The sequence below is a fragment of the Lachnoclostridium sp. An76 genome, assembly GCF_002161355.1.
GTDB lineage: Bacteria > Bacillota > Clostridia > Lachnospirales > Lachnospiraceae > Mediterraneibacter > Mediterraneibacter caccavium.
Genome location: NZ_NFHL01000001.1, coordinates 249,988 through 273,924 on the forward strand (window position 1 = coordinate 249,988; position 23,937 = coordinate 273,924).

21 protein-coding genes are annotated in these 23,937 nt (G+C 50.5%); 3 read left to right on the plus strand and 18 right to left on the minus strand.

The features are described from left to right. Window positions 1-3: 3 nt before the first annotated feature. Window positions 4-1,242, plus strand: coding sequence for an ABC transporter permease (locus B5G27_RS01225; protein WP_087177161.1), 1,239 nt, complete (start codon window positions 4-6; stop codon window positions 1,240-1,242). A gap of 76 nt (window positions 1,243-1,318) precedes the next feature. Further along, window positions 1,319-1,696: a hypothetical protein gene (locus B5G27_RS01230; RefSeq protein WP_087177162.1), complete on the plus strand. Its 378-nt coding sequence runs from the start codon at window positions 1,319-1,321 to the stop codon at window positions 1,694-1,696. Window positions 1,697-1,915: 219 nt separating this feature from the next. On the opposite strand, the gene B5G27_RS01235 is transcribed toward B5G27_RS01230, so the two are convergent. The 8 genes from B5G27_RS01235 to mutS all read right to left on the minus strand — a co-directional run bounded on the left by B5G27_RS01235 (window position 1,916) and on the right by mutS (window position 11,434). Beyond that, window positions 1,916-2,203 (minus strand): hypothetical protein, encoded by a 288-nt coding sequence (locus B5G27_RS01235; protein ID WP_087177163.1) that lies wholly within the window; start codon window positions 2,201-2,203, stop codon window positions 1,916-1,918. Then, window positions 2,200-2,793, minus strand: coding sequence for a GNAT family N-acetyltransferase (locus tag B5G27_RS01240; RefSeq protein ID WP_087177164.1), 594 nt, complete (start codon window positions 2,791-2,793; stop codon window positions 2,200-2,202). Before B5G27_RS01240 ends, B5G27_RS01235 begins: the two co-directional genes overlap by 4 nt. A 2-nt stretch (window positions 2,794-2,795) precedes the next feature. Continuing rightward, window positions 2,796-2,921 carry a hypothetical protein gene (locus tag B5G27_RS16525; protein WP_275533009.1) on the minus strand — a complete coding sequence of 42 codons (126 nt, stop codon included), beginning with the start codon at window positions 2,919-2,921 and terminating at the stop codon, window positions 2,796-2,798. Window positions 2,922-3,114: 193 nt separating this feature from the next. Further along, entirely contained in the window at window positions 3,115-4,338 is a 1,224-nt protein-coding gene (locus B5G27_RS01245; RefSeq protein WP_087177714.1) for an NAD(P)/FAD-dependent oxidoreductase, read from the minus strand. 59 nt (window positions 4,339-4,397) lie between these two features. Beyond that, the gene (locus B5G27_RS01250; protein ID WP_087177165.1) at window positions 4,398-5,708 is read right to left on the minus strand and encodes a methionine gamma-lyase family protein; all 1,311 of its coding nucleotides are present in this window, start codon (window positions 5,706-5,708) and stop codon (window positions 4,398-4,400) included. Continuing rightward, a complete protein-coding gene (gene miaA / locus B5G27_RS01255) occupies window positions 5,705-6,652 on the minus strand; it encodes a tRNA (adenosine(37)-N6)-dimethylallyltransferase MiaA (protein WP_087177166.1) in 948 nt (315 codons plus the stop codon). The genes B5G27_RS01250 and miaA overlap by 4 nt, the downstream gene beginning before the upstream one ends. Then, window positions 6,652-8,766: a DNA mismatch repair endonuclease MutL gene (mutL, locus tag B5G27_RS01260; RefSeq protein WP_087177167.1), complete on the minus strand. Its 2,115-nt coding sequence runs from the start codon at window positions 8,764-8,766 to the stop codon at window positions 6,652-6,654. The genes miaA and mutL overlap by 1 nt, the downstream gene beginning before the upstream one ends. A gap of 16 nt (window positions 8,767-8,782) precedes the next feature. Then, the gene (gene mutS / locus B5G27_RS01265) at window positions 8,783-11,434 is read right to left on the minus strand and encodes a DNA mismatch repair protein MutS (RefSeq protein WP_330398936.1); all 2,652 of its coding nucleotides are present in this window, start codon (window positions 11,432-11,434) and stop codon (window positions 8,783-8,785) included. A gap of 242 nt (window positions 11,435-11,676) precedes the next feature. On the opposite strand from mutS, the gene B5G27_RS01270 reads away from it, so the two are divergent. Continuing rightward, entirely contained in the window at window positions 11,677-12,666 is a 990-nt protein-coding gene (locus tag B5G27_RS01270; protein ID WP_087177169.1) for a CPBP family intramembrane glutamic endopeptidase, read from the plus strand. Here B5G27_RS01270 and B5G27_RS01275 read toward each other — a convergent pair. From B5G27_RS01275 to B5G27_RS01325, 10 genes are all read right to left on the minus strand, one after another. Then, window positions 12,605-13,021 (minus strand): putative ABC transporter permease, encoded by a 417-nt coding sequence (locus tag B5G27_RS01275; RefSeq protein WP_442911424.1) that lies wholly within the window; start codon window positions 13,019-13,021, stop codon window positions 12,605-12,607. The two genes, B5G27_RS01270 and B5G27_RS01275, sit on opposite strands and share 62 nt — an antisense overlap. 109 nt (window positions 13,022-13,130) lie before the next feature. Next, complete coding sequence (locus tag B5G27_RS01280) at window positions 13,131-14,447, minus strand: replication-associated recombination protein A (protein WP_087177170.1); 1,317 nt, start codon at window positions 14,445-14,447, stop codon at window positions 13,131-13,133. A 10-nt stretch (window positions 14,448-14,457) separates the two neighbouring features. Further along, window positions 14,458-15,078 carry a hypothetical protein gene (locus B5G27_RS01285; RefSeq protein WP_087177171.1) on the minus strand — a complete coding sequence of 207 codons (621 nt, stop codon included), beginning with the start codon at window positions 15,076-15,078 and terminating at the stop codon, window positions 14,458-14,460. A gap of 383 nt (window positions 15,079-15,461) precedes the next feature. Next, window positions 15,462-15,917 (minus strand): hypothetical protein, encoded by a 456-nt coding sequence (locus B5G27_RS01295; protein WP_087177173.1) that lies wholly within the window; start codon window positions 15,915-15,917, stop codon window positions 15,462-15,464. A gap of 97 nt (window positions 15,918-16,014) precedes the next feature. Next, window positions 16,015-16,689, minus strand: coding sequence for an ABC transporter ATP-binding protein (locus B5G27_RS01300; RefSeq protein ID WP_087177174.1), 675 nt, complete (start codon window positions 16,687-16,689; stop codon window positions 16,015-16,017). A gap of 173 nt (window positions 16,690-16,862) precedes the next feature. Next, window positions 16,863-18,026: a sensor histidine kinase gene (locus tag B5G27_RS01305; RefSeq protein ID WP_242958195.1), complete on the minus strand. Its 1,164-nt coding sequence runs from the start codon at window positions 18,024-18,026 to the stop codon at window positions 16,863-16,865. Window positions 18,027-18,144: 118 nt separating this feature from the next. Continuing rightward, window positions 18,145-18,795, minus strand: a complete 651-nt coding sequence (locus B5G27_RS01310; protein WP_087177176.1) for a LytR/AlgR family response regulator transcription factor — start codon at window positions 18,793-18,795, stop codon at window positions 18,145-18,147. A 119-nt stretch (window positions 18,796-18,914) separates the two neighbouring features. Then, window positions 18,915-21,002: a polyribonucleotide nucleotidyltransferase gene (locus tag B5G27_RS01315; protein WP_087177177.1), complete on the minus strand. Its 2,088-nt coding sequence runs from the start codon at window positions 21,000-21,002 to the stop codon at window positions 18,915-18,917. 332 nt (window positions 21,003-21,334) lie between these two features. Further along, window positions 21,335-22,828: a tagaturonate reductase gene (locus B5G27_RS01320; RefSeq protein WP_087177178.1), complete on the minus strand. Its 1,494-nt coding sequence runs from the start codon at window positions 22,826-22,828 to the stop codon at window positions 21,335-21,337. A gap of 51 nt (window positions 22,829-22,879) precedes the next feature. Continuing rightward, a complete protein-coding gene (locus B5G27_RS01325; protein WP_087177179.1) occupies window positions 22,880-23,935 on the minus strand; it encodes a zinc-binding alcohol dehydrogenase family protein in 1,056 nt (351 codons plus the stop codon). Between the last annotated feature and the right edge of the window lie 2 nt (window positions 23,936-23,937).

A 23,937-nucleotide genomic window follows, 5' to 3' on the forward strand; every position in this document is an offset into this window, starting at 1 on the left:
TAGATGGGACAATTTCTTGAATATATCAAAATGGCGCTGGATAATATCCGCTCCAATAAGGGCCGTTCCTTCCTGACCATGCTTGGGATCATCATCGGCATTTCTTCTGTTGTGACCATCGTTTCCATAGGAAATGGTCTGAAAAGCGATGTTGTAGACGCGGCGAACGAGCAGACAAACACTGTGACCGTCCAGGCAAACACAGAGGAAGTGACTGACACACAGATCATCACAGGGGACGACATCTCTTATCTGGAAACAGCTATGGGTGATTCGATCGAGAGCATAACTGCATCTTCCATGTACGCGGGGAAATGCACGACCCGCAAAGGGACTTTTGACGCCTATGTGACAATGACTACTCCAGATTATGAGCACGCCCAGTACACATCTCCTCTTGTAAAAGGCTCCTATTTCACAGATATGGATCTGGCCGGCGGGAACCCGGTCTGTGTCATTGACGAGCTGACTGCTCTCTATCTGTTCGGGAATACGAATGTCGTGGGTATGAGCTTTGAACTTGCCATTGACAGCGGCATCGAAGAGGTCATGATCACGGGGATCCGGGAGACATCCGATGATATGCTGGAAGTGGAACAGACGTATCAGGCAATGGGCCTGGGAGAGACGATCTCCATTGAAGTCCCCTACACGCTGGCTGAGTCTTTCGGGACTCCCATTGAAGGGTTTTCTTCGGTATCGATCACCGCCCGGGATACAGAGTCAGCGGGCCGCGTGGCATCATCCGCTGTAAAGCTCTTAAACTCCCGGCATCAGGATCTGGGCGACAATCCTTTCATGCAGCAGAAACCGATGAACCTGTCAGATATGCTTGGCGCTGTCATGGACGGGGTGACAGCCTTTGTGGCGCTCGTGGCAGCCATCTCTCTCATCGTGGGCGGTATCGGCGTCATGAACATCATGCTCGTCTCCGTGACAGAGCGGACCCGGGAGATCGGTATCCGCAAAGCGCTGGGCGCCAGGACCGGATCCATTATCGCCCAGTTTCTCTGTGAGTCCGCCATTATCTCCGGCATGGGCGGAGTCATAGGGATCCTGCTCGGCGGAGGTCTCACGGCACTGATCAGTGCGCTTGAGATCGGCGGGATCCACGCTTCTCTCTCACTCCCGGCAGTGATCATCGCGACGCTCTTCTCCTGCGGAGTGGGGATCGTCTTCGGTATCTATCCCGCGCGGAAAGCCGCGCGCCTGAGCCCGATCGAAGCACTGCGGCGCATATAAACGAGCCGCTGCTTATAGATTTCAGCCGACTGCGGCTGAACCAATATTATCATTTAATTTATGAGGAGGATTCATAATGAAAAGAAAAAGCAAACTTCTGAATGTCGTATCCATTATCATCATCGTACTCAGTGCACTCGGGCTTCTGGGCACACTTGCGACCATTGCCATGTCCGGTATGCTGGAGCCTTATCTCGAAGCATATGGGGCCGCCCCGCTGTCAGCAGTCGACTACGTATTTTCATTAGTCCTGACCGTCATCGAGCTTGCAGCCGGGATCATGGGCGTGATGTACCGCTCTAAAAAATCTGTCCTGATCATTGGCGTTATCTACTGTATCAGCATTCTGGCAAACATCGCCATATCTACAGTCACAGTCGGGTTTATGTTCACCTATGTGTTCAATCTGATCCTCCCGATCCTCTATATGTGGGGATGGTATCTGTCTGAGTAGAACAGATGAACGCAGCTCCCGGATGGCAGTAATTTTTCGCCGTCCGGGAGCTGTTTTTTATTTTGGGGTCTTTTTACAGGATAAATTTCAGGGACAGGCATGACTTATGCGAGTCACATCTGCCCCTGTTTTGGACTTTCCATTTCCCGACAGCCCCATACTATGCAAATTATTCTATTATATCGGTTCTGTACACATCAAGTTCCACGTCATCTTGGCTTACACTTCTGGGAAATAGAACTTAATCTTCTGTCCTACTTTTAAATCATCCCATTCATAACCATCTTTATAGTGCAAAACTAAAACCTTATTGTAAAGCCACGAGGGACTGTCTACATTCACGATTATGCTCGTTTCATCTTTTATCTCCAGTATAGTTCCTTTTTCAAACCTGCATGCTGACCATCCGCCATCTACTTTCTCCATTGTTTGCCTAGAACATTTACACCAAATACCAATTCCTATAAACAACAAAATAAGTAATAAACTGATCGTTATTTTTTTCATTCAAGCCAGCCCTTACCATACCTTTCTGCAAACTCCCTTTTGATCTCGTCAAAACACCTGGTTTCCAACGGTCTGTCCGGATGGGAAGAAATGCATTTCTCAAGCCATACTATGTCATACCAGCGACCGAATTTATATCCGCATTTGTGGAATCTTCCTGCCACGTGATATCCCATATGTTCATGAAACTGCACACTGTTTCTTGTCAGATATTCATCTTCCGGGTCAGGGTACGCGACACAGGCATTCAGATTGATCACATTCTGAAGCGTCAGAGCATACTCCAGCGCCGTATAAAGTTCTCTTCCGATCCCCTGTCCTCTGACATCTTTTGCTATGTAGATCGTCGTTTCCACCGACCAGTCGTAAGCTCTCCGCTCCTTAAAGGGGCCTGCATATGCGTACCCTGCGATCCTGCCGTCTCTTTCAGATACAAGATAAGGATACCTTCTCAAAATTTTCTGAATGCGTCCCCTGAATTCTTTTATTGAAGGAACTTCGTATTCAAATGTGATGGCAGTCCTCTCCACATAATAAGCATATATATCAAGTAATTCTCCTGAATCACTCTCTTCGGCGATGCGGATCATTTTTAAGCCTCCTGTTCCTCAAAATTTGCCACATAGGAGTTATATTCCGAAATAATGATTACCAATGCTGATTCATCACCTTTTTGGATCCGGCTGATCAGTTCAGTCTCGTTATAACAATTACTCAAGTGACTTCACCTCCATTTCCCATCTATTTACTATATATACAAAGATCAGAAATAAAAAGTTGCATCAATCGTTTTTTTATTACTGGTATGAGTAAGAAAGACCCGGCAAGCTAAGGTGCAGGCCTAGCTCTCTCGGGTCTTCATTTTCTCTTTATCACGTTATTTTATTTCGCTCTTTTCAGGATGTCCGCTGTTACTCCCCAACGGTAGCCGCTTCCCCAGCCACATGTCCGCTGGCCCACGCCCACTGGAGATTATACCCTCCGCACATCCCGTCCACGTCCAGGATCTCTCCGGCAAAATACAGTCCGGGCACATATCTGGATTCCAGTGTCTCAGGATCCACCTCCGCGGTATCGATCCCGCCGCAGCACACCTGCGCCTGCTCATAGGAGTTCGTCGCCTTTACCGGGACTTCAAAGTGCTTGATCAGTTGTACGAGCCTGCTAATCTCATCTTCTGTCAAAGTTCCTGCATTCTGCTCTCGCGGGATGCGGGAAAGCTTGATCCACAGGTCGGACAGTTTCTTGTGAAAGAGGCCGATCAGGAACATATCCGCGGATTTCTCAGGACGCGTCTTTGCCCTGGCGCTCAGGAATGCCCTGGTCTGTTCTTCTGTAAAGTCCGGCATAAAGTCCAGCACAGCCGTCACTTCTTTTTTCTCGTACAGGAGCTTTGCGGCATACCGGCTCACCTGGAATACAGGGATCCCTGAGATACCGTAATCCGTGAGCTGGATCTCGCCTGTATCCGTCGCGATGCACTCTCCCTCAAACCAGACAGAGACACTGCCGTTTGCCCGCACGCCTGCCACCGCTTTAAAGAAACTCCCTTCACACCGGAGCTGGACCAGTGCGGGAAGTACCGGGATCAGCCTATGTCCCAGACGCTTGGCAAGGTCATAGCCTGACCCGTCGGATCCGGTTGCAGGCGCCGCCCTGGATCCGGTACAGAGGATCACACGGTCCGCGCGGATATTTTCATGATCTGAGCGGATCGTAAAGCCCTTTTTCCCGGGAAGGATCTCCCGGATATCAACTCCTGTCCGGATCTCCACATGCAGACGCTCCAGTTCCATCCGGAACGCGTCAAGCACTGCGGACGCCTGGTCGGAATTGGGATAGAGATATCCGTTCCGGTTTTTTGAGTAGATCCCAAGCTGAAGAAAAAAAGAGATTGCTTTCTGAGCGTCAAATTTTTCGATGATCCCCCACGGGAACAAAGGGTCTTCCGAGTGATAGCACAGCGGTTCCTGATGTGTATTTGTAAAATTGCATCTTCCGTTTCCTGTGGACAGGATCTTCTTCCCGATCCTGTCTTTATGTTCCAGGATGATAACGCGGGCTCCTTCTGATGCCGCTGTCACAGCAGCCATCATCCCTGACGCACCCCCGCCGATCACTGCGACTGTTCTCATCTCTCTTCCCTCCATCGCTTTTAAATGTCGCTTTACTGCCTGTTCTGCCATAAGCCGGCTTATAAAAGTTCGCGTATCCTGTCCATTGAGACCACTCCTGCGTCGATCATACTCTGCAGGGATTTCAGTATCCCCAGCTTCGCATGCGTCCATGTAAGTCCGCCCTGAAAATACACGGCATACGGCGGTTTGATCGGTCCGTCCGCGGACAGCTCGATAGATGATCCCTGGACAAAGGCTCCGGCTGCCATGATCACATCGCTGTCATAGCCGGGCATTGCCCACGGCTCAGGGGACACATAGCTGTCCACAGGGGCCGCTGCCTGGATACCTTTGCAGAACGCGACCACGCCCTCCGGCGAGCCCAGTGTCACTGCCTGGATGATGTCATGGCGGGACTCTTTTCCGTCCGGCACCACCGGATATCCCAGCTTCTCATAGATATTTGCCGCGAACACCGCTCCTTTGAGCGCGCCGCACACCACAGTCGGGGCGAGGAAAAATCCCTGGTAAAAGGACTGCATCACTCCCAGGGAAGCGCCCACCTCTTTGCCGAGTCCGGGGGAAGTAAGCCTGTACGCGCAGTTCTCGATCAGCTCTTCTTTTCCCGCGATGTAACCGCCGATCGGGGCAAGGCCGCCGCCCGGGTTTTTGATCAGAGAGCCAACGATCATGTCCGCTCCCACATCGCTGGGCTCGATCCGTTCCACAAACTCTCCGTAGCAGTTATCTACCATGCAGATCACATCCGGGCGTCTCTCCTTGATAAATGCGATCAATTCCCCGATCTTTTCTACGGAATAGCTGGGACGGGTCTGATATCCCTTGGAGCGCTGGATAGTCACAAGTTTTGTCCTCTCATTTAACGCTGCCTCGATCGCAGGATAGTCGAAATATCCGTCTTCCAGAAGCTCCACCTGCCGGTAAGTGATCCCGTACTCGGCAAGGGAACCTTTGGACGGCCGGATCCCGATCACTTCCTCCAAAGTATCATACGGTTTTCCCACCGGGGAGAGAAGCTCGTCCCCGGGACGCAGGTTTGCCGCAAGGGCAAGAGCCAGCGCGTGTGTGCCGCAGGTGATCTGCGGGCGGACAAGTGCTGCTTCTGTGTGGAAGGCTGAGGCATAGACCTGTTCCAGCGTATCCCTTCCCTGGTCATTGTACCCGTATCCGCTGACATAGTTAAAGCAGCCTTCGCTCACCCGGTTCTCCTGCATTGCATGGATGACCTTGAGCTGGTTATATTCTGCTGTCTCGTCAAATCCGCGGAAACGCTCCTTTAAGCTCTCTTCCGTCTTCTGCCCGTACTTCCAGACTTCTTCGGAAATGCCGAGCTTCTGGTACATAGATTGTGATTCTGTCTGGTTCATTTTATTATCCCTCTGTTCTTCAGTTCTTTTCTCATAAATTCCACGACGGCGTCGTCGGACTGCCCGATGACAGACTTATCCGCCCATATGACGTCCCGCTCCCGCTTAAACCAGGTGAGCTGCCGCTTTGCGAAATGGCGGGTGTCTCTTTTGATGATGCGCACCGCCTCCTCCAGCGTGCATTCCCCGTCAAGATAAGCGTAAAGTTCCTTGTAGCCAAGCCCCTGCATGGCAGTGGACTCTCTCTTCACTCCGCGCTCCTTCAGATACCGCACTTCTTCGAGAAGCCCTTCTTCCATCATCTTGTCCACTCTCCTGTCGATCCGCTCATACAGCCGGCTCCTCTCGTCCGTCAGGACAAAGTAAGCGAAATCATAAGGCGAGCTCTTTTCCCGCTCCGCCTCATTATGTTCGGAAATCTTCCCGCCGGTCTGATGGTGGAATTCCAGGGCCCGGATCATGCGCTTGATATTGTGCGGGTGGATTTCTTCCGCTGCTTTCGGATCCGCTTCCCGCAGCATGGCGTGGAGATATTCCCCACCCTTTTCTTCCGATGTTTTTTCCAGAGAGCGGCGGTATGATGTGTCTCCGTCATTCTCCGTAAAATCAATATCATAGAGGAGCGCCTGGATATAAAATCCGGTCCCCCCTGCCACAAGAGGGATCTTCCCTTTCGCATAGATCTCCTCAGCAGCTGCTTTCGCCATCTGCTGGAAGCGTACCACGTTAAACTCTTCCTCCGGTTCCAGCACATCGATCAGATAGTGGGGCACTCCCTCCATCTCTTCCTGCCGGATCTTTGCCGAGCCGATATCCATATGGCGGTATACCTGCATGGAATCCGCGGAGATGATCTCCGCGCCAATGGCTTTTGCCAGGCGTATGGACGCGGCGGTCTTTCCCACAGCGGTAGGGCCTGCAAGTATGATCAGTGGTCTTTTCATTATACGATCCTCTTAAATTTCTTTTCCAGTTCTTTTTTTGTCATTGCGATAATGGTCGGCCTGCCATGGGGACAATGGTACGGATTGTCCAGGGTGAGCAGCTCCCCGATCAGAGCGTCAACCTCCTGGGCGGAAAGCCTGTTGTTTCCTTTCACAGCGGCTTTGCAGGACATGGACGCTACTTTCTCGTCGATCAGATCCGGCGTCATGGACGTATTCAGCCCGTCCGACAGGTCATCGATCATCTCCATCAGCAGTTCTTTTTTCGCGATGCCGAACAGATTGTCCGGCACTGCGCGCACTGCATACTCTTCGGGGCCAAAGGGCTCGATCTCAAACCCGATCCGTGTGAACCGGTCCATATGTTCCTCCAGAAGCCTTGCCTCCTGCATGGAGAGCGTCAATATGATCGGCGGACTTAAATACTGGGAAGTAAACTCCCTTGTCTTCATCCCTTTGAGCGTGCGCTCATAAAGCACCCTCTCATGGGCTGCATGCTGGTCTATAATGTACAGGCTGTCCTGAAACTGCACGAGCCAGTATGTGTCAAACACCTGTCCGATCAGCCTGTATTCCGCGCGGACATCCCGTTTTAAGAAATTCTCCTCAAAAAGATCAAGCTGTTGGGGTTTCTGAGGCGCCTCAGATGGTGCTTCCTCTTTGGGAACCGGGGTTTCCTCTGGTTTTAGCTCTGCCGGGCAGGCTTCCTGATGTACTTTCTCTTCCTTCTCCGGCGCCTGAACGTCTCCCGGTGTCCGGACTTTCTCCGCGCCGTATCTTACAGTCTCCCGGATCCTGTCCGCCTGTGTTTCCGGGCGGTAGATCCCGCTTCGGTCCGCCACCTCCGCGGAGGACATCCTCTCATGGTAGGCAGTGACCCTCTCCCTCATCTTCCGGATAAAGTAATCCTCATCATGCACCTCTTCCTGCGCTGGAGGCTGTACAGCTTCCGGCGCAGGAAGAGGTGCAGCTCCCGGCTTTACATCCGCAGATACAAAGGCATCAGCAGCCGTATTTCTCGGGCGCAGCAGGAAGGGGCTCTCTTTCTGTCCCGCCCTTTCCTGTGCAGCCTTCCCGGGGCCTTCCGGCTGTACCGGTTCCGGCACTTCCGCTCTCTGGATCAGCTCCGGTTCCAGCAGCCTGCGGTGCACGCCCTCAAAGACCGTGTTGTACACGTCCTGCTGTCTCTGGAAGCGCAGTTCCATCTTGGTGGGATGGACATTGACGTCGATCGTCTCCCCGTCCACATGGAAATGGAGGACTGCAAAAGGAAATTTATGCTGCATGGTAAAGTCTTTGTATGCATCCTCCAGAGATTTTGAGATCATAGGACTTTTTACGTACCTGCCGTTCACAAAGAAATTTTCAAAGTTCCTGTTTCCTCTCGTGATGACCGGTTTCCCGAGGTAGCCCGTGATCCTCAGACCCGATTTTTCATAATCAATGTCCAGCAGATTGGCCGCAATGTCACGCCCGTATATGTTATAGATCACGTCTTTTAATTTTCCGTTTCCCGAAGTCCTTAGCTTCTCCTGGTTATTGTTTTTAAAGAGAAACGCCACTTCCGGATGGGACAGCGCCAGGTGCATGAGCAGGTCCTGGACATGCCCTGCTTCTGTCATGGGTGTCTTTAAGAACTTCCGCCTTGCAGGCACATTGTAAAAGAGCTGGTGCACAAGAAACGTCGTTCCATTGGGCGCGCCGGTCTCCTCTAAGGAGACTTCCTTTCCGCCTTCGATCACATACCTTGTCCCGAACTCGCAGTCCCCGGTCTTTGTGATCAGCTCTGTGCGCGTCACTGCCGCGATACTCGAGAGCGCCTCGCCGCGGAAGCCCAGAGAGCTGATGTGCATCAGGTCTTCCACGCTGCGGATCTTGCTCGTAGAGTGGCGCAGGAAAGCGCTCCTCACCTCATCGTGGGGGATGCCGCAGCCGTTGTCTGTCACGCGGATAAAGTCAATGCCGCCGTCCCGGATCTCCACTGTCACGGAATCCGCCCCGGCGTCGATGGCATTTTCCACCAGTTCTTTTACAATAGAAGCCGGGCGCTCGATAACCTCGCCCGCCGCGATCTTATCAATCGTCACCTGATCCAATACCTGAATGTGGGGCATATCAATCTCCTCTCTTTTACCATCTGTTCTTCAGCTTATTCTGAAGTCTGTATATCGTATTCAGCGCGTCGATCGGCGTCATATTCCCTACGTCAAGGTTTTTCAGCTCCTCGAGGACATCGTCGTCTTTCACTGTATCAAACAGCGACATCTGCGCAATGTCCACTTCATCATATTTCTTCACTTTTGGCCGCTTCTTTTCACTGCGCTCCCTGACCGCGATCTCGCTGACCTTTGCGGTCACATCCTCATCACTTAATTCCTCAACGATCTCTTTCGCGCGCTCGATCACCAGGTCCGGCACTCCTGCCAGCTTTGCCACCTGGATGCCGTAGCTTTTGTCCGCGCCGCCTTTTACGATCTTGCGCAGGAATACGATGTCATCGCCCTTTTCCTTGACTGCGATGCAGTAATTGTTGACATTGCTGATCTTGCCCTCCAGTTCGGTCAACTCATGGTAATGGGTCGCAAAAAGGGTCTTCGCTCCAAGCAGACGGCTGTCGCTGATATACTCCACCACAGCCCACGCGATGGAAAGTCCGTCGAACGTGCTCGTCCCCCTTCCGATCTCATCCAGGATCAGAAGGCTCTTCGAGGTCGCGTTCCTTAAGATGTTCGCCACTTCCGTCATCTCTACCATAAAGGTACTCTGGCCGGATGCCAGGTCGTCTGACGCGCCTACCCTCGTGAAGATCCTGTCAGACAGGCCGATGTTCGCGCTTTTCGCCGGAACGAAGGAACCGATCTGTGCCATCAAAGCGATCAGCGCGGTCTGCCGCATGTACGTGGATTTCCCGGCCATGTTTGGCCCGGTGATGATAGAGATCCGGTGTTTTTTATCGTCCAGATACGTATCATTTGCGATAAACATATCATTGGGGATCATCCGCTCCACCACCGGATGGCGCCCGTCTTTAATATCTATGATCCCTTTCTCATTGATCTTCGGACGGGTATAATTATTCCGCTCTGCCACAACGGCAAGGGAAGCAAACGCGTCCAGGGCTGCCACTGCCTTCGCGGTCTTCTGGATCCGCTCGATCTCCCCGGCGATGGTGTCCCTGACCTGGCTGTAGATCTCATATTCCAGCGCATAGAGCTTATCCTCCGCGCCCAGGATCATATCCTCCAGCTCTTTTAATTCCGGGGTAATGTAACGCTCGGCGTTGGCCAGTGTCTGCTTGCGCGTATAGTAGTCCGGCACCATGTCCTTATAGGAATTGGTGACTTCCAGATAATACCCGAACACTTTATTATATTTGATGCGGAGATTTTTGATCCCCGTCTTTTCCTTCTCGTCGTTTTCCAGCTTCGCCAGCCATTCCTTGCCGTCTGACTTCGCCCGGCGGAGCTTGTCTACTTCTTCATTGTAGCCGTCCCGGATGATATTGCCCTCTTTCATGGCTATGGGCGGTTCCTCGCGGATCGCGTCTTTTACCAGTGTGCAGAGATCTTCCAGCGGATCCATATCATCATGGATATTTTTCAGAAGCTCTGACTGCATTTCTTCCAGGATATAGCGGATATGCGGGAGCATTTCGAGAGAACTGCGGAACGCGGTCAGGTCTCTCGGATTTGCGGTCCCGTATGCGATCCTTGTGATCAGCCTCTCCAGGTCATAGACCGGGGAGAGGTACTCGCGGATCTCCTCCCTGGAGATGGCGCTGTCCTTCAGCTCTGCCACAGCATCCAGCCGTTTCTCGATCTCATTTTTATCGATCAGAGGCTGCTCCACATATTTTCGCAGCGTCCTTGCCCCCATGGCGGTCTTCGTCTTATCCAGCACCCAGAGAAGGGAACCTCTCTTCTGCTTCTCGCGCAGCGTCTCGCACAGCTCCAGGTTCCGTCTTGTAGAGCTGTCCAGCATCATGTATTTTCCCGCGGCGTAAGGGGTGATGTGTGTCAGGTTGGACAGAGAGTTTTTCTGCGTCTCCAGAAGATACTGCAGGAGCGCGCCCGCGCTGATGATCCCGCAGTCATAGTCTGCCAGCCCCAGCCCTGCAAAGGATGTTACCTGAAAGTGCTCCAGAAGTTTCTGGCGGCACACATCGTCGTCAAAGTACCAGGAATCCAGAGAATAGATCGTGATCCCCAGCCTGTCCTTCATCCCATCCAGGTCCATGCCGCTCATATAAAAGGCTTCATTGCATATGATCTCCGACGGGGAGAAACGGTAGATCTCATCCATGAGCTTCGCGCTGTCCGGGATCTCTGTCACGAAATAATCTCCTGTCGTGATATCAGATACAGACACCCCATAGCGGTCTGCAATATAAACGATGCACATTATATAATTGTTTCTCGTCTCATCAAGCGCCTGGGTATCCAGATTCGTTCCCGGCGTGACAATGCGCACCACATCACGCTTTACGATCCCTTTTGCCGTCTTCGGGTCTTCCACCTGTTCGCAGATCGCTACTTTATATCCTTTTGACACCAGTTTATTCAGATAGCTTTCCACAGCATGATAAGGGACACCGCACATGGGTGCCCTCTCTTCCTGCCCGCAGTTTTTTCCGGTCAGCGTGATCTCCAGTTCTCTTGATGCAGTCAGCGCATCGTCAAAGAACATCTCGTAAAAATCTCCTAATCTATAAAAGAGGATGCAGTCCTGGTACTGGGCTTTCGTCTCCATGTACTGCTTCATCATTGGTGTTAATTCTGCCACGTTTGTACTCCTTTGCTGTATGTGCGCACATTCTTATCCAGTCTTGGCATACATGTGCGCAGGTAAAAATTTCTGCGGATGTATTATAGCATTTTTGAGAAATCTGTTCAACCGAAAAGGACGGAAAGGAAAGGGAGCAAAGTATGGCGGACCATATTAAATAAATCTCAATAAAATATACATAGAATTTTCAGAGGATCCGTGTTACATTGGTGATATCACATAAACAGGAGGACATTATAATGATTCAATTTCCGACATTCCCGCCTCACATAAAGCAGGCGGCAGACAGGCAGAAGGGACAGAACTGGTTTATCGAACTTCTGATATTTTTTCTCGTTTACATGATCTCATCCATGGCGGCAAGCATTATCGTGATCATAGGAGGCGTGGCTGCGGTCCTGGCTGACAGCACTATCCTGAAACAGTTTGCCAGCGGAGATCTGCGGCAGGCAGAAGCACTGATGGACTCACTCCTGGATTCAGATCCTATTATGATCGTTACGCTGTTCGCCAATGCAGCTATGATCCTTATCACGGTGCTTTTCTGTATTTTTCTCCAGAAGCGGACCGCCGCATCCATGGGATTTGTGCGCAAAAAGGCATTCACCCAGTATCTTGCAGGCGCAGGGACCGGGCTTCTGCTCTTCTGCGGAGCTGTCCTCATCAACGTCCTGACAGGATCCATGACCATCGACGGGATTTCTTCCGGATTTTCGCCGGTCCTCTTCCTGCTGTTCCTGCTCGGATTCGGCGTCCAGGGGATGGGGGAAGAAGTGCTCTGCCGGGGATATTTTATGGTGTCCCTGGGGCGGAGATACCGGGCAGCCGCGGCAGTTTTCCTGAATTCCGCCGTGTTCTCACTGCTCCATATTTTTAACCCCGGGATCTCCCTGCTGGCGATCATCAACCTTCTGCTGGCGGGTGTGGTATTCTCGCTGTATTTCCTGAGGACAGGCAATATCTGGGGAGCGGGCGCCATGCATACGGTATGGAATTTTGTCCAGGGAAATGTATTCGGCATGGAGGTGAGCGGCCTTGAGATGTCCTGCTCTCTTTTCTCCTCCACTTCTGATCCGTCCCGTTCACTCTGGAACGGAGGTTCTTTCGGAGCCGAAGGCGGACTGTCCGTGACCATCGTGCTGACCATCGCGATCCTGGTCATGCTTTTTACAGCACGTGGAAATGCGGCAGTTTCTCCCCGTACAGAAAATGCAGGAGATAACTGCTGAGAAAGATGCCAAGCACGCAAAGACCGGAAAAGATAACGGCAAAGGGCAGGCAGATCTGCCCCATCAGCTGAAAGGGCTGGTCCGTGTAATCCCACACTGCCCAGCCCATTATTTTATTTACGATGATCCCGGTGATAAACTCGCACGCCGTGACAAAGATCACGCACCAGCCAACCTGTTTCCAGAGAGGCGCGTCCCACCCGGTCCACATCCCCTGCTGGGCGAAAAACACAAGGCAGAATCCGCCGAGCAGGAACATGGACCAGTGGGAAAATCCCCGGAATATCACTTCAAATGTATAATACAGGATCCCGCCGAGAGTTCCCAGAAATAAGTATTCACTCAGTCGTTTCACAGTAAGTATCCTCTTTTTCATTTTTCTGTAATCCCATCCTTCCCATGAGTGGAAAATGGTTTCATACATAGTCTGGACATCCCGGCATTATTTTATAAGTGGAAATCTCTTACGTTTCTTCTCGAAAACGTCTGATCTCAGCAAGTCTTTCCGCTGTTTTCTTTTCCTCCCCTTCCATAGTCGGATGATAGTAGGTCCTGTCTTTTAACCCATCCGGCATACACTGCATGTGGGTCAGCTTTTCCTCTGTGTCATGTGCATATTCATAGCCTTTCCCATATCCCAGCTCTTTCATCAGCCCTGTCGGCGCGTTCCTGATCTGCATGGGCACTGGCTCTGCGTTCCGATCCCTGACGTCCCGCTTACATTCCTCGCACGCTCTGTAAAGGGCGTTCGATTTGGGCGCCATAGACAGATACACGACCGCGTGGGTCAGATGGACATCGCATTCAGGCATCCCCAGGAAATGGCACGCCTGATAAGCTGCCACGGCAACCTGCAGAGCCCGGCTGTCCGCCATGCCCACATCCTCGCTGGCGAACCGGATCAGCCTGCGCGCGATATACAGTGGGTTTTCACCGCCTTCCAGCATACGCATCATCCAGTAGACTGCCGCGTCAGGGTCACTGTTCCTCATGGATTTGTGAAGAGCGGAGATCAGATTATAGTGTTCCTCTCCGGACTTATCATATAAAAGAGATTTCCTGCTGATACACTGGGACAGCACTTCCGTTGTCACCGTGATCCCTTCCGCGCCGATCTCGCCGTTTAACACTGCCATTTCCAGTGTATTCAGTGCGGTCCTGGCGTCTCCGTTGGCGAATGCGGCGATTGCTTTTATATGTTCCCCGGATATCGTTACATCTTGATTTCCGAATCCTTTTGGATCTTTCAGCGCATTTTCAAGCAGGCGGACCAGGTCCTTTTCCTCCAGTGCCTTCAGCACAAACACCCGGCAGCGGGATAAGAGCGCTGCATTGATCTCAAAAGACGGGTTCTCTGTGGTCGCCCCGATCAGGATAATACTTCCTTTCTCCACATACGGAAGGAAGGCATCCTGCTGTGCCTTATTGAACCGGTGGATCTCATCCACAAAGAGTACGGTGCGCAGGCCCACTCTCCGGCTCTGCTCCGCCCGGTCCATGACCGCACGGATCTCTTTAATGCCGCTGGTCACAGCACTGAAGTTGATGAACTCTGACTTCGTCCTCCCCGCAATGATGCTGGCAAGGGTGGTCTTTCCCACGCCGGGCGGTCCCCAGAAGATCATAGACGAGATCTGGTCACGCTCGATGAGCTGCCTCAACATTTTCCCCGGGCCCAGCAGGTGCTCCTGCCCCACAAATCCTTCCAGTGTGTCCGGGCGCAGCCTGCTCGCCAGAGGCGTCATCGCCCTGTTGTTCCCAAATAATGTCATCTGCTCCATATCTTATCTCCTATCTCATCAGCAGCTTGATCAGTATCAGAATGGCAGCGAATAGAAAGATTATTTTTCCAAACAGCTCTCCGCCCATGTGAAATTCCTCAAATTCCCTGGGCATGTTGAAGATATCCGGATCTCTTCTGTGCTCTTTCAGCTGAAAGTCCTCTATGTAGTGTTTCCATCCGCTCCTGTCCGTATAGACGCTGACCCGGTCAGAGGCAAGATACCGGTGGACAGGTATCCGGTATCCCTGGCTTTGGATCGTACTTGCTGCTCCGGTCGCAGGGTCATACATTTCCACCTGAAGGAAATAATATCTGCGGTACCTGAGCCTATTGTGCTCTCCTGTCGTATATGGCACATCCTGCCTTGCGATACCTGTGATCCGCCCCTGGGATACATCGCCCAGCGCCACTGCTTCCGCTCTCTGGCGCCGGTAAAACAGCGCTCTTCGCACATTATTGACCGCAGTGTACGGCATGAGCAGACCCGCCGCAAGAAAGACCAGCAGAAACGGATCAAAACCTGCCGCTGCGATACTTCGGATCAGGACCGAGTACCACACGGCCGCAAATACAAATATAGGTATCACTCCGCTGATCTCTTCCTCCGCCGGTCTGATCTTTCTTTTCATCTCAGTATCCTCCCACGTTCTTTCTTATAATCCCTGTTCATATTATTTACATGTTCTTTAAAACAATTTTTTGTAATGATGTTTTTACAGATTCATTATAACAGATTCCCTTCGACAGATGTAGAAAAATAAATAACCTTGTGGATATCATATCAGCTTTCTCCATTTGTTCTGTAATACGTCCACAATCTTCATCTGCACTTGTATCTTCATATCCGCGTCGGTGTAGGAATGTATCTGGCTGTCCGGGCCAACTTCGTTATACATCACCAGAGAATTGATATAAGCGTCTTTCTTTTGATTTTCCCCGTAAAGTGCAGAAAAGGCCGATCCGCACAAGGCAGACGGCTTTTCTTTTTCGTTGTCCGGCAGATGGAAGATATTCAATATTCAATCACCAGTGTTTCCTCTCGTCCATCCGGGAACGTGTAAACAAACTTTGCTGTTGTATCTTTGCAGGCCCAGAAAAATGGTTCGTTGCACTCCATATCCAATTCCACATCGCCTCGGAAAGTATCAGTCAGGCGTATGGTCTGAAAGCAGGGGGACTTCTCTATGTCTGCGTTGGAAAGTTGCTGCCGCAAAATTTCATATAGTCCTTTTTTTGTGACAGGATTTTCTAAAATGTAATGATAGCGGAACCGTTCATTGGTGAAGCGATTGGTATTGATAACCCGCAATAGATATTCAGTAAATCCCGGCGGTATGATATCCTCGATGTTTATCGCAACTTCACGTTCCGGACTGTTTTGGATTTGAAAGATCAGGGAAGAAAGCGCCTTCGGAGATATAATAATAAAATCTATTTCTCCCCTGATTTTCAGCCTATATTCATTCATTTTTACTCCATCTGTCATCAAGCGATCAGTAAAGGTTATTATACTGGACACATGATAAACTCACTAAAATGGTAATCAATTTCCATATTTCACTGCCTTACTCAACAATCCTGCCATCCTCAATATGAATTACACAGTCCGCCAGTGCAGCAATCTCTGGATTGTGGGTGATCATCATGATAGTCTGGTTAAATTCCCGGCTGGTCATTTTCAATAAACCGATCACATCATCACTGGTCTTGCTGTCCAAGTTACCAGTGGGTTCGTCAGCCAAGATGATGGAAGGCTTGCTGGCCAATGCTCGCGCGATGGCAACCCGTTGCTGTTGCCCACCGGAAAGGGTGTTAGGCAGGCTGTCCAGCTTCTTTTCTAACCCTAGCAGATTAATGATCTCCATAATAAATTTCTTGTCCGGCTTTTGTCCATCCAGTGAAATAGGTAAAATGATATTCTCCCACACGCTAAGTACAGGCACCAGATTATAATTTTGGAAGATGAAGCCAATCTGTCTGCGGCGAAAGATAGTGGCCTGTTCGCTGTTTAGCGTGGCAAGTTCAGTTTCGCCCACTCTGATGCTTCCTTCCGTTGGGGTATCCAAACCGCTCAACATATTCAATAGGGTAGACTTTCCAGAGCCAGAAGTGCCGATAATGGCAGTAAACTTGCCCCGCTCAATATCCAAATCTACTCCATCCAAAGCACGCACTTGTGTTTCACCTTTACCATAATATTTTTTTAAGCCACGAGCTTGCAAAACGGTATTATTTATCATAAATTTCCTCCTTATTTCCTGGATTTGCTTTCATTATATCCGGGCAAAAGAAATGCACAATGGAAAATGCGTAATCTAATATTGACGATGAAAAAACTAAAGCCCATCCGAAAAAAGTGGAAGAAAATAACGCCGCTTCACGAAGAAACGGCGTCGTTCAATTTATTATTCAATTAGGGGCATGGGATCAGGATTTTCAGCCGGTAAACTCTTTCTTTCTGTTGGAAGTTGCACTGGCCGCTGTATTTTTCTACGGCTTTTTTAATGTTAGGAATACCAAAGCCATGCACAAAGCGGTCTTTCTTTGTGGTTCCCTCGGTGAGAGGGTTCCTCGGCGACGTATTGTTTTCTATGGTGATAAGCAGCATATTTCGAACACGCTCGGCCTTGACAGTAATCAGGCGCTTGTACTCCGGCAGATTTTCGCTGGCCTCTATTGCGTTGTCAATAGCATTGCCGAAAATGGTGCTGATGTCCAGCGGCTCCATGAAGTCGATCCCGTGAAAGTCAGCCATAGCGGAAAAATCAATCTGTTTTTCGCGGGCCTTTACCGCCTTATCTTTCAGAATGATGTCCAGAAATTCATTTCCCGTATGCACATAATCCTCATAGTCTGCAATTTGAGAGCGCAGCGTTTCCGCCATCTGGCGTGTTTCTTCTGTGTTTTGCCTGCTTTCCATTACAAGCAGGTGGTTTTTCATATCATGGTAAATGGAACGTATACGTTCTTCATTTTTTAATTTTGCTTCATAGTAGTTCTGTTGCATTTTTAACTTCTGTGCATGATACATCTCCTGCGTACTTTTATGCAGATACTCCACAAGCAAAATACAGCTTAGGTTTGAAAACATTACTACTACGCACAGTGGATATACAATGGCGGGCTGATCCGTTATAAAATAAATCGTTGTAAAACAGGCCACTGTAGGAACTGCTATGATCAAAACAACAATCAACTGCAGCTTCATTGGCAAACTAATTCGCATCTGCCGCAGCGAAGTCTTTAAAAGTAGACTGACGCCAATCCACACTAGAAGTCGTATCATACGTGAAAGTGCATACAAAATTGAACTAAACATCCATTCTGTTTCTGTCCACCCATATCCAAAATCGCCTGGCGCACCAGTTACATGAAAAAATATCTGACTAAAAATATTTTGCATCAGAAAATTTACAGAAATCATAACGGGATAAAAAATCAAGACAGCCATAATCTTTTCTGCAAGCTTTCCTTGATGGAAGATTATCATATATAGGGAAAATTCACACAACGGCAATAAAATATTGGGTAAATAATTTAGATACACAACAACGCCTGTAAACATAGATGATGCCAAAATGCCAGTATCCTGAATGGCAGTCCCCTTCTTAGAGGAATAAAGGTATGCAAGGACCAGAAAAATACAGCTCTGTAAGCCCACGAAAAAATAAATGTGAGCATATCAAAGAAAAAAATCATAGCATATCCCCCCAATAGTCGGCCAAACGCTCCATAAACTCTTTACGCTTAGGTTGGCTGATGGGAATAATCTCGCCTGAAATCAACTCAATGTCCAGCTTTTTAATGCCTTTCACATAAAACAGATTGACTATATAGCTGGTATGACAGCGCGCAAAGTTTTTGTCGCAAAGCTCCTGTTCCATTTCTTTCATGCTCTTGTAGCAGACGATATTTTCCTGTTCGGTGTGGAACATCAGAATGCGGTTGTAGGTTTCAATGTAACGGATGGATTTCAAAGGGGCCTTGTATTTTCCCGTATCGTTGGCAATTACCAGAAAAGGATTTTCTTCTTTCTGACTGCGCTCCACGAATTTATTCAGTTCCGATTTCAGCCGGGCATACTTTAAGGGCTTGATGATATAGTTGGTCGCCTGATACTTATACCCTTCAAGCCCGTACTGCGTGAGTGTGGTCAGGAAAATAATTCCCACACGTTCATCCATCTGCCGGATGCGTTCGGCAGCATGAAGCCCATTTACCAACTTCATGCGAATATCAAGGAAAATCAGGTCAACGGTCGTGTCATATTTCTCGATCAGTTCCATGCCGTCATAGTAGGCGGTAATCTTTATGTCCCGGCCTGTTTCCTTGCTGTATTGGTTCAATAAAAAGAAAGCCTAATTTCCAAACTATATCGGAAGTAGGCTTTCCTTATTATTAAAGTGACCAAGACAAGCTAAAAAATATTTCACGCAAAAACGCTATCTTGTTTTCTTTTGTTATTTTACTCAGCCACATCGCGGATGCTGAAGCTGAACCGACCCATCTTATCCTTGCCCAGGCATACAGCCTTCACTACATCGCCCAGTTTGAGCACATCCTCGACCTTGTCCACTCTCTTCTTCGCGATCTTGGAGATGTGTACCAGACCTTCCTTGCCCGGAGCGAACTCGAGGAATGCGCCGAAATCTTTGATGCTTACGACCTTTCCTTCGAATACCTGTCCCGCCTCAAAATCTGTGACGATCGTATGGATCAGCCTGGCAGCCTTATCCATGCCTTCTTTCTCTGTGCCGCAGATGGATACGGAACCGTCATCCTCGATGTCGATCTTCACGCCGGTCATATCGATGATCGCGTTGATCGTCTTTCCTCTCTGTCCGACTACATCGCCGATCTTCTGCGGATCGATCTGCATCTGGATGATCTTCGGCGCGTACGGTCCGACTTCCGGCCTCGGCTCTGCGATCGCCTTGTTCATGACCTCGTCGATAATATAAGTCCTTGCCTTCTTCGTCGCAGCGATCGCTTCTTCGATGATCGGTCTTGTCAGTCCGTGGATCTTGATATCCATCTGAATTGCTGTGATCCCTTTATGTGTACCTGCGACCTTGAAGTCCATATCTCCGAAGAAATCTTCCAGTCCCTGGATATCTGTGAGTACCAGGTAATCATCATCTGTATCCCCTGTCACCAGACCTGCGGAGATACCGGCCACTGCGGATCTGATCGGCACGCCTGCTGTCATAAGGGACATACTGGACGCGCACACACTTGCCTGTGAAGTGGATCCGTTGGACTCAAATGTCTCAGATACAGTACGGATCGCATACGGGAACTCTGACTCGCTCGGAAGTACCGGAAGGAGTGCTCTCTCAGCAAGCGCCCCGTGTCCGATCTCACGGCGTCCCGGTCCTCTCGACGGCTTTGTCTCACCTACGGAGTAGGACGGGAAATTATAGTGGTGCATATATCTCTTCGATGTCTCAGACTCATCCAGCCCGTCCAGTCTCTGCGCCTCGGACAGAGGTGCCAGTGTGGTCACAGTACAGATCTGTGTCTGCCCTCTCGTAAACATAGCGGATCCGTGTACTCTCGGGATCAGGTCCACCTCTGCGGCAAGCGGACGGATCTCATCGATGGCACGTCCGTCCGGACGCTTGTGGTCTTTTAAGATCATCTTTCTTACAGTCTTTTTCTGATACTGGTAAACAGCCTCGCCCAGAACTTCCAGCCACTCTTCTTTGTCTGCGAATGCCTCTTCCAGTTTTTCCGTGATCTGGCGGATATTCTCTTCCCTTGTCTGCTTGTCATCCGTGAAGACCGCTTCCTCCATTGCTGACGGCGGGACGATCTCTTTGATGGCGTCGAACAGCTCCTGCGGTACCGCGCAGCTCTCGTAGCTGTGTTTCGGCTTTCCGCATTCCGCGACGATGGTGTCAAAGAATGCGATCACTTTCTGGTTCAGTTCATGAGCCGCAAAGATCGCCTCGATCATCTTGTCCTCAGGTACCTCATTTGCACCCGCCTCGATCATGATGACCTTCTCCTTTGTGGAAGCCACGGTCAGCGCCAGGTCAGACGCCTCTCTCTGAGCCGCTGTCGGATTGAAGACGAACTCTCCGTCCACCAGGCCTACCTGAGTCGTGGAGATCGGTCCGTCAAACGGGATGTCGGAAATACTTGTGGCGATGGAAGCGCCAAGCATCGCTGTCAGCTCGGGGCTGCAGTCCTGCTCCACGGACATGACCAGGTTTTCCAGAGTCACGTCGTTTCTGTAATCTTTCGGGAAAAGAGGGCGCATCGGGCGGTCGATGACACGGTCCGTCAGGATCGCGTTCTCAGAAGCCTTCCCCTCTCTTTTATTGAAGCCGCCCGGGATCTTTCCTACCGCGTAGAGTCTCTCATTGTACTCAACGCTTAACGGGAAGAAATCGATCCCGTCTCTTGGTTTCTCTGATGCCGTCGCAGTACAGAGCACTGTCGTATCGCCATAGTGCATGAGCACAGCGCCGTTCGCCTGCTTTGCCACTCTGCCAACATCGACGCGCAGCGTCCTGCCGGCGAGTTCCATTTCATACTTTTTGTACATGTTGTTCTCCTTTATTTACTCGTTTTCTTTCGCGGACAGATGTCACCGAAACTACTGAAAAAAACATCAGCCCGGATGCTGATATGCTTTTCAGTGGTCTCGGGTACTCTTAAGCCGTCCGCAATCTTATATATTATAGCATATGCCTTTTTGTTAGGCAATAAAAAAGAACTGCCGTTAAAATTTTTCGAATGGCGCGGGCGGGCCCGGTGCATTTCCCCGGCAGCCCGGCGCCATCCACGGTTTTAACGGCAGTTCCATATTTTTTATCCGATATCCGGTCTGGTATTTCCTCGGGAATTTACTGTGCCGTCCTTTCGACAGACACGCTGTTACAGGCAGGATGCAAAGGCAGCCAGCGCGCCTTTCTCCCGGATCAGCTTCAGATTATCGGCTGTAAGTTTTTCAAACCCGACGATCTGTGTCAGATCCTGACCCCACATCTGCTCATCTGTCATCACCGCATGGACCAGATCTTCTGCAGAGTCATTTCTGTGATCCCAGTAAAACTCCAGAACCCAGCGGTCATCCGAGCACACATAGGTGTTTCCTTTCGCCCGGCGGCAGACCAGGCCTTTGTCGTTTAACTCCTGGATGTCATTTGTATAAAATGCGATATACGCCGCAAAGCTCATGGCCAGGCAGGTCGGGATCTTCCCTTCCAGATCGATGTAGTCCAGCAGGCTGGGCAGATTCCTTGCCCGCCACTTGGAAGTCGAGTTCAGGGAGATGCTCATCAGCTCGTGATCCACGAACGGATTGTTGAAGCGGTCCTGCACCGCGCCGGCAAATTCCATCAGGTCCTTCCTGTCCAGCGGCAGGGTTGGGATGATCTCCTCGTAGAGCATATGGTTCATGAACCCGCGGACTGTGTCATCCGCCATGCAGTCTCGTACAATGTCAAACCCGCCCAGGTAAGCTCCCAGGACAAATCCCGTGTGGGCGCCGTTTAAGATCCTTACCTTTCTCTTCTTGTAAGGGGTCACATCCGGCACGACGATGCAGTTTACCCCTGCTTTTTTAAAGGGAAGCTTTTCCTCCAGCCACTGCGGGCCTTCGATATTCCACACACCGAACACTTCGCCCACGTCGAGAAGCTGATCCCTGTATCCATTCTCCTTTTCCAGCTTCTCCGCCTCCTCAGCGTCCTTGATCCGGCCGGGAACGATGCGGTCCACCAGTGTCGAGCAGAATGTACAGTCTTCGGAGACATATTTCCGGAAGCCCTCTTCCAGTCCCCACTGGCTGATGTACTGCTCCACGCATTTTAACAGTTCTTTTCCGTTGTTGTCGATGAGCTCGCAGGAAAGGATCACAAGCCCGCTCTTTTCCGCTTTATACCTTGCGTACAGCACCTGTGTCAGTTTCCCCGGGAATGAGCTGCACGGCTGATCTTCCATTCGGCACTCCGGGTCATAGACGATCCCTGCCTCTGTTGTGTTGGAAACAATGTACTCCAGATCGTCGGACACTGCCAGCTCCATCATCGCGTCGAATCCTTCTTTTTCATACGGATTGACACAGCGGGAAACAGAAGAGATCACGCGCTTTCTGTCCACTTTTTCCCCGTTTTCCCTGCCGCGCAGATAGAGGGTGTAGAGCCCTTCCTGAGCGTTGATCATATCGGTCAGTCCCTGGGGGATGGGCTGTACGAGCACGCACTTTCCGTTCCATCCCGCCTTTTCGTTGGCCATGTCAAACCAGTAGTCAACAAACGCGCGCAGGAAATTCCCTTCGCCGAACTGCATCACCTTCTCCGGCGCTGACTCTAAAATATATCCCTCGTAACCGGGTTTCTTAAGCACCTCATAATTTAAAAGCTCCATTGTTCTTTTCACCTTTCTTCTGTCAAATCCTCATATCAAAATCTGCTCTGGTCAAAAGCCGGTAAAATCAAGAACGACTTTCAGCATTTCCGCCCCGTTTTTATCAAACTCGGCAAACGCCTCGGCAGCCTTGTCCGCAGGATACATGTTTGTGATCACCCTGCCCAGGTCCGCCCGGCCCTCATTTACCAGATCGATCAGCTCGACGAAATCCTTCTTTAAGGCATTGCGGCTCCCGAATACATTCAGTTCTTTCTTCTGGATCAGCGTAAAGTTAAAGTCCAGATTCTTCTTGCCCACGCCGATCAGCACGACTTTGCCACCGAATGCTGCGGCGTCGATGCAGTTCTGGAATGTGGACGGCAGGCCGACCGCCTCGATGCACACGTCAAAACCGTAGGCATTTACATTGCCGCGGATATCGATCTGTCCGGTGATGTCTGCCACCGCTTTTTCCAGCGCCTCAGGGGACTCATTCAGGATCATGCCGTCAAATCCGAAATTGTCCATGGCATAGCGCAGTTTCTTCTCCGCCACATCGCACATATAGACTTCTCCGCCCAGTGCCTTTGCAGCACAGCCCGCCAGCACGCCGATGGTGCCCGCTCCGACGACAAGGACTTTGTCGCCTTTTTTGATCCCGGCTCTCTGCACGCCGTGATAGCTGATGCAGAACGGCTCTATGGCTGCCAGCAGTTTCGGATCCAGTCCTTTGCCGTCATAGATCCTCTCCAGCGGCATCGTGATGTATTCGCAGAAGGCGCCGTCCCTCTGGCATCCCATAGTCTGATTGTCCATGCACGCATTGACGATCCCTCTCCCGCAGCTGTAGCAGCTGCCGCAGTTAAAGTAGGGGTTGCATGTAACGATCATTCCTTTTTTCAGCCCGTACTCATTCTCATCGACTTCCACGATCTCTGCGCTGAACTCATGTCCCGGGATGCGGGGATAATCAAAATATGCGAATGTCCCCCTGTATGATCCCAGGTCGCTCCCGCAGATCCCCCCGTAGAGGATCTTTAAAAGAGCTTCCCCCGGTTTCCTTACCGGTTTTTCGATCTCCCGGATCTCCACATGTCCGGGTTCTGTGATATAGATTGCTTTCACGG

Coding starts and splice junctions, on each gene's coding strand:
- B5G27_RS01225 (WP_087177161.1), top strand. CDS start 4: ATGGGACAATTTCTTGAATATATCAAAATGGCGCTGGATAATATCCGC.
- B5G27_RS01230 (WP_087177162.1), top strand. CDS start 1,319: ATGAAAAGAAAAAGCAAACTTCTGAATGTCGTATCCATTATCATCATC.
- B5G27_RS01235 (WP_087177163.1), bottom strand. CDS start 2,203: ATGAAAAAAATAACGATCAGTTTATTACTTATTTTGTTGTTTATAGGA.
- B5G27_RS01240 (WP_087177164.1), bottom strand. CDS start 2,793: ATGATCCGCATCGCCGAAGAGAGTGATTCAGGAGAATTACTTGATATA.
- B5G27_RS01245 (WP_087177714.1), bottom strand. CDS start 4,338: ATGAGAACAGTCGCAGTGATCGGCGGGGGTGCGTCAGGGATGATGGCT.
- B5G27_RS01250 (WP_087177165.1), bottom strand. CDS start 5,708: ATGAACCAGACAGAATCACAATCTATGTACCAGAAGCTCGGCATTTCC.
- miaA (WP_087177166.1), bottom strand. CDS start 6,652: ATGAAAAGACCACTGATCATACTTGCAGGCCCTACCGCTGTGGGAAAG.
- mutL (WP_087177167.1), bottom strand. CDS start 8,766: ATGCCCCACATTCAGGTATTGGATCAGGTGACGATTGATAAGATCGCG.
- B5G27_RS01270 (WP_087177169.1), top strand. CDS start 11,677: ATGATTCAATTTCCGACATTCCCGCCTCACATAAAGCAGGCGGCAGAC.
- B5G27_RS01280 (WP_087177170.1), bottom strand. CDS start 14,447: ATGGAGCAGATGACATTATTTGGGAACAACAGGGCGATGACGCCTCTG.
- B5G27_RS01285 (WP_087177171.1), bottom strand. CDS start 15,078: ATGAAAAGAAAGATCAGACCGGCGGAGGAAGAGATCAGCGGAGTGATA.
- B5G27_RS01295 (WP_087177173.1), bottom strand. CDS start 15,917: ATGAATGAATATAGGCTGAAAATCAGGGGAGAAATAGATTTTATTATT.
- B5G27_RS01300 (WP_087177174.1), bottom strand. CDS start 16,689: ATGATAAATAATACCGTTTTGCAAGCTCGTGGCTTAAAAAAATATTAT.
- B5G27_RS01315 (WP_087177177.1), bottom strand. CDS start 21,002: ATGTACAAAAAGTATGAAATGGAACTCGCCGGCAGGACGCTGCGCGTC.
- B5G27_RS01320 (WP_087177178.1), bottom strand. CDS start 22,828: ATGGAGCTTTTAAATTATGAGGTGCTTAAGAAACCCGGTTACGAGGGA.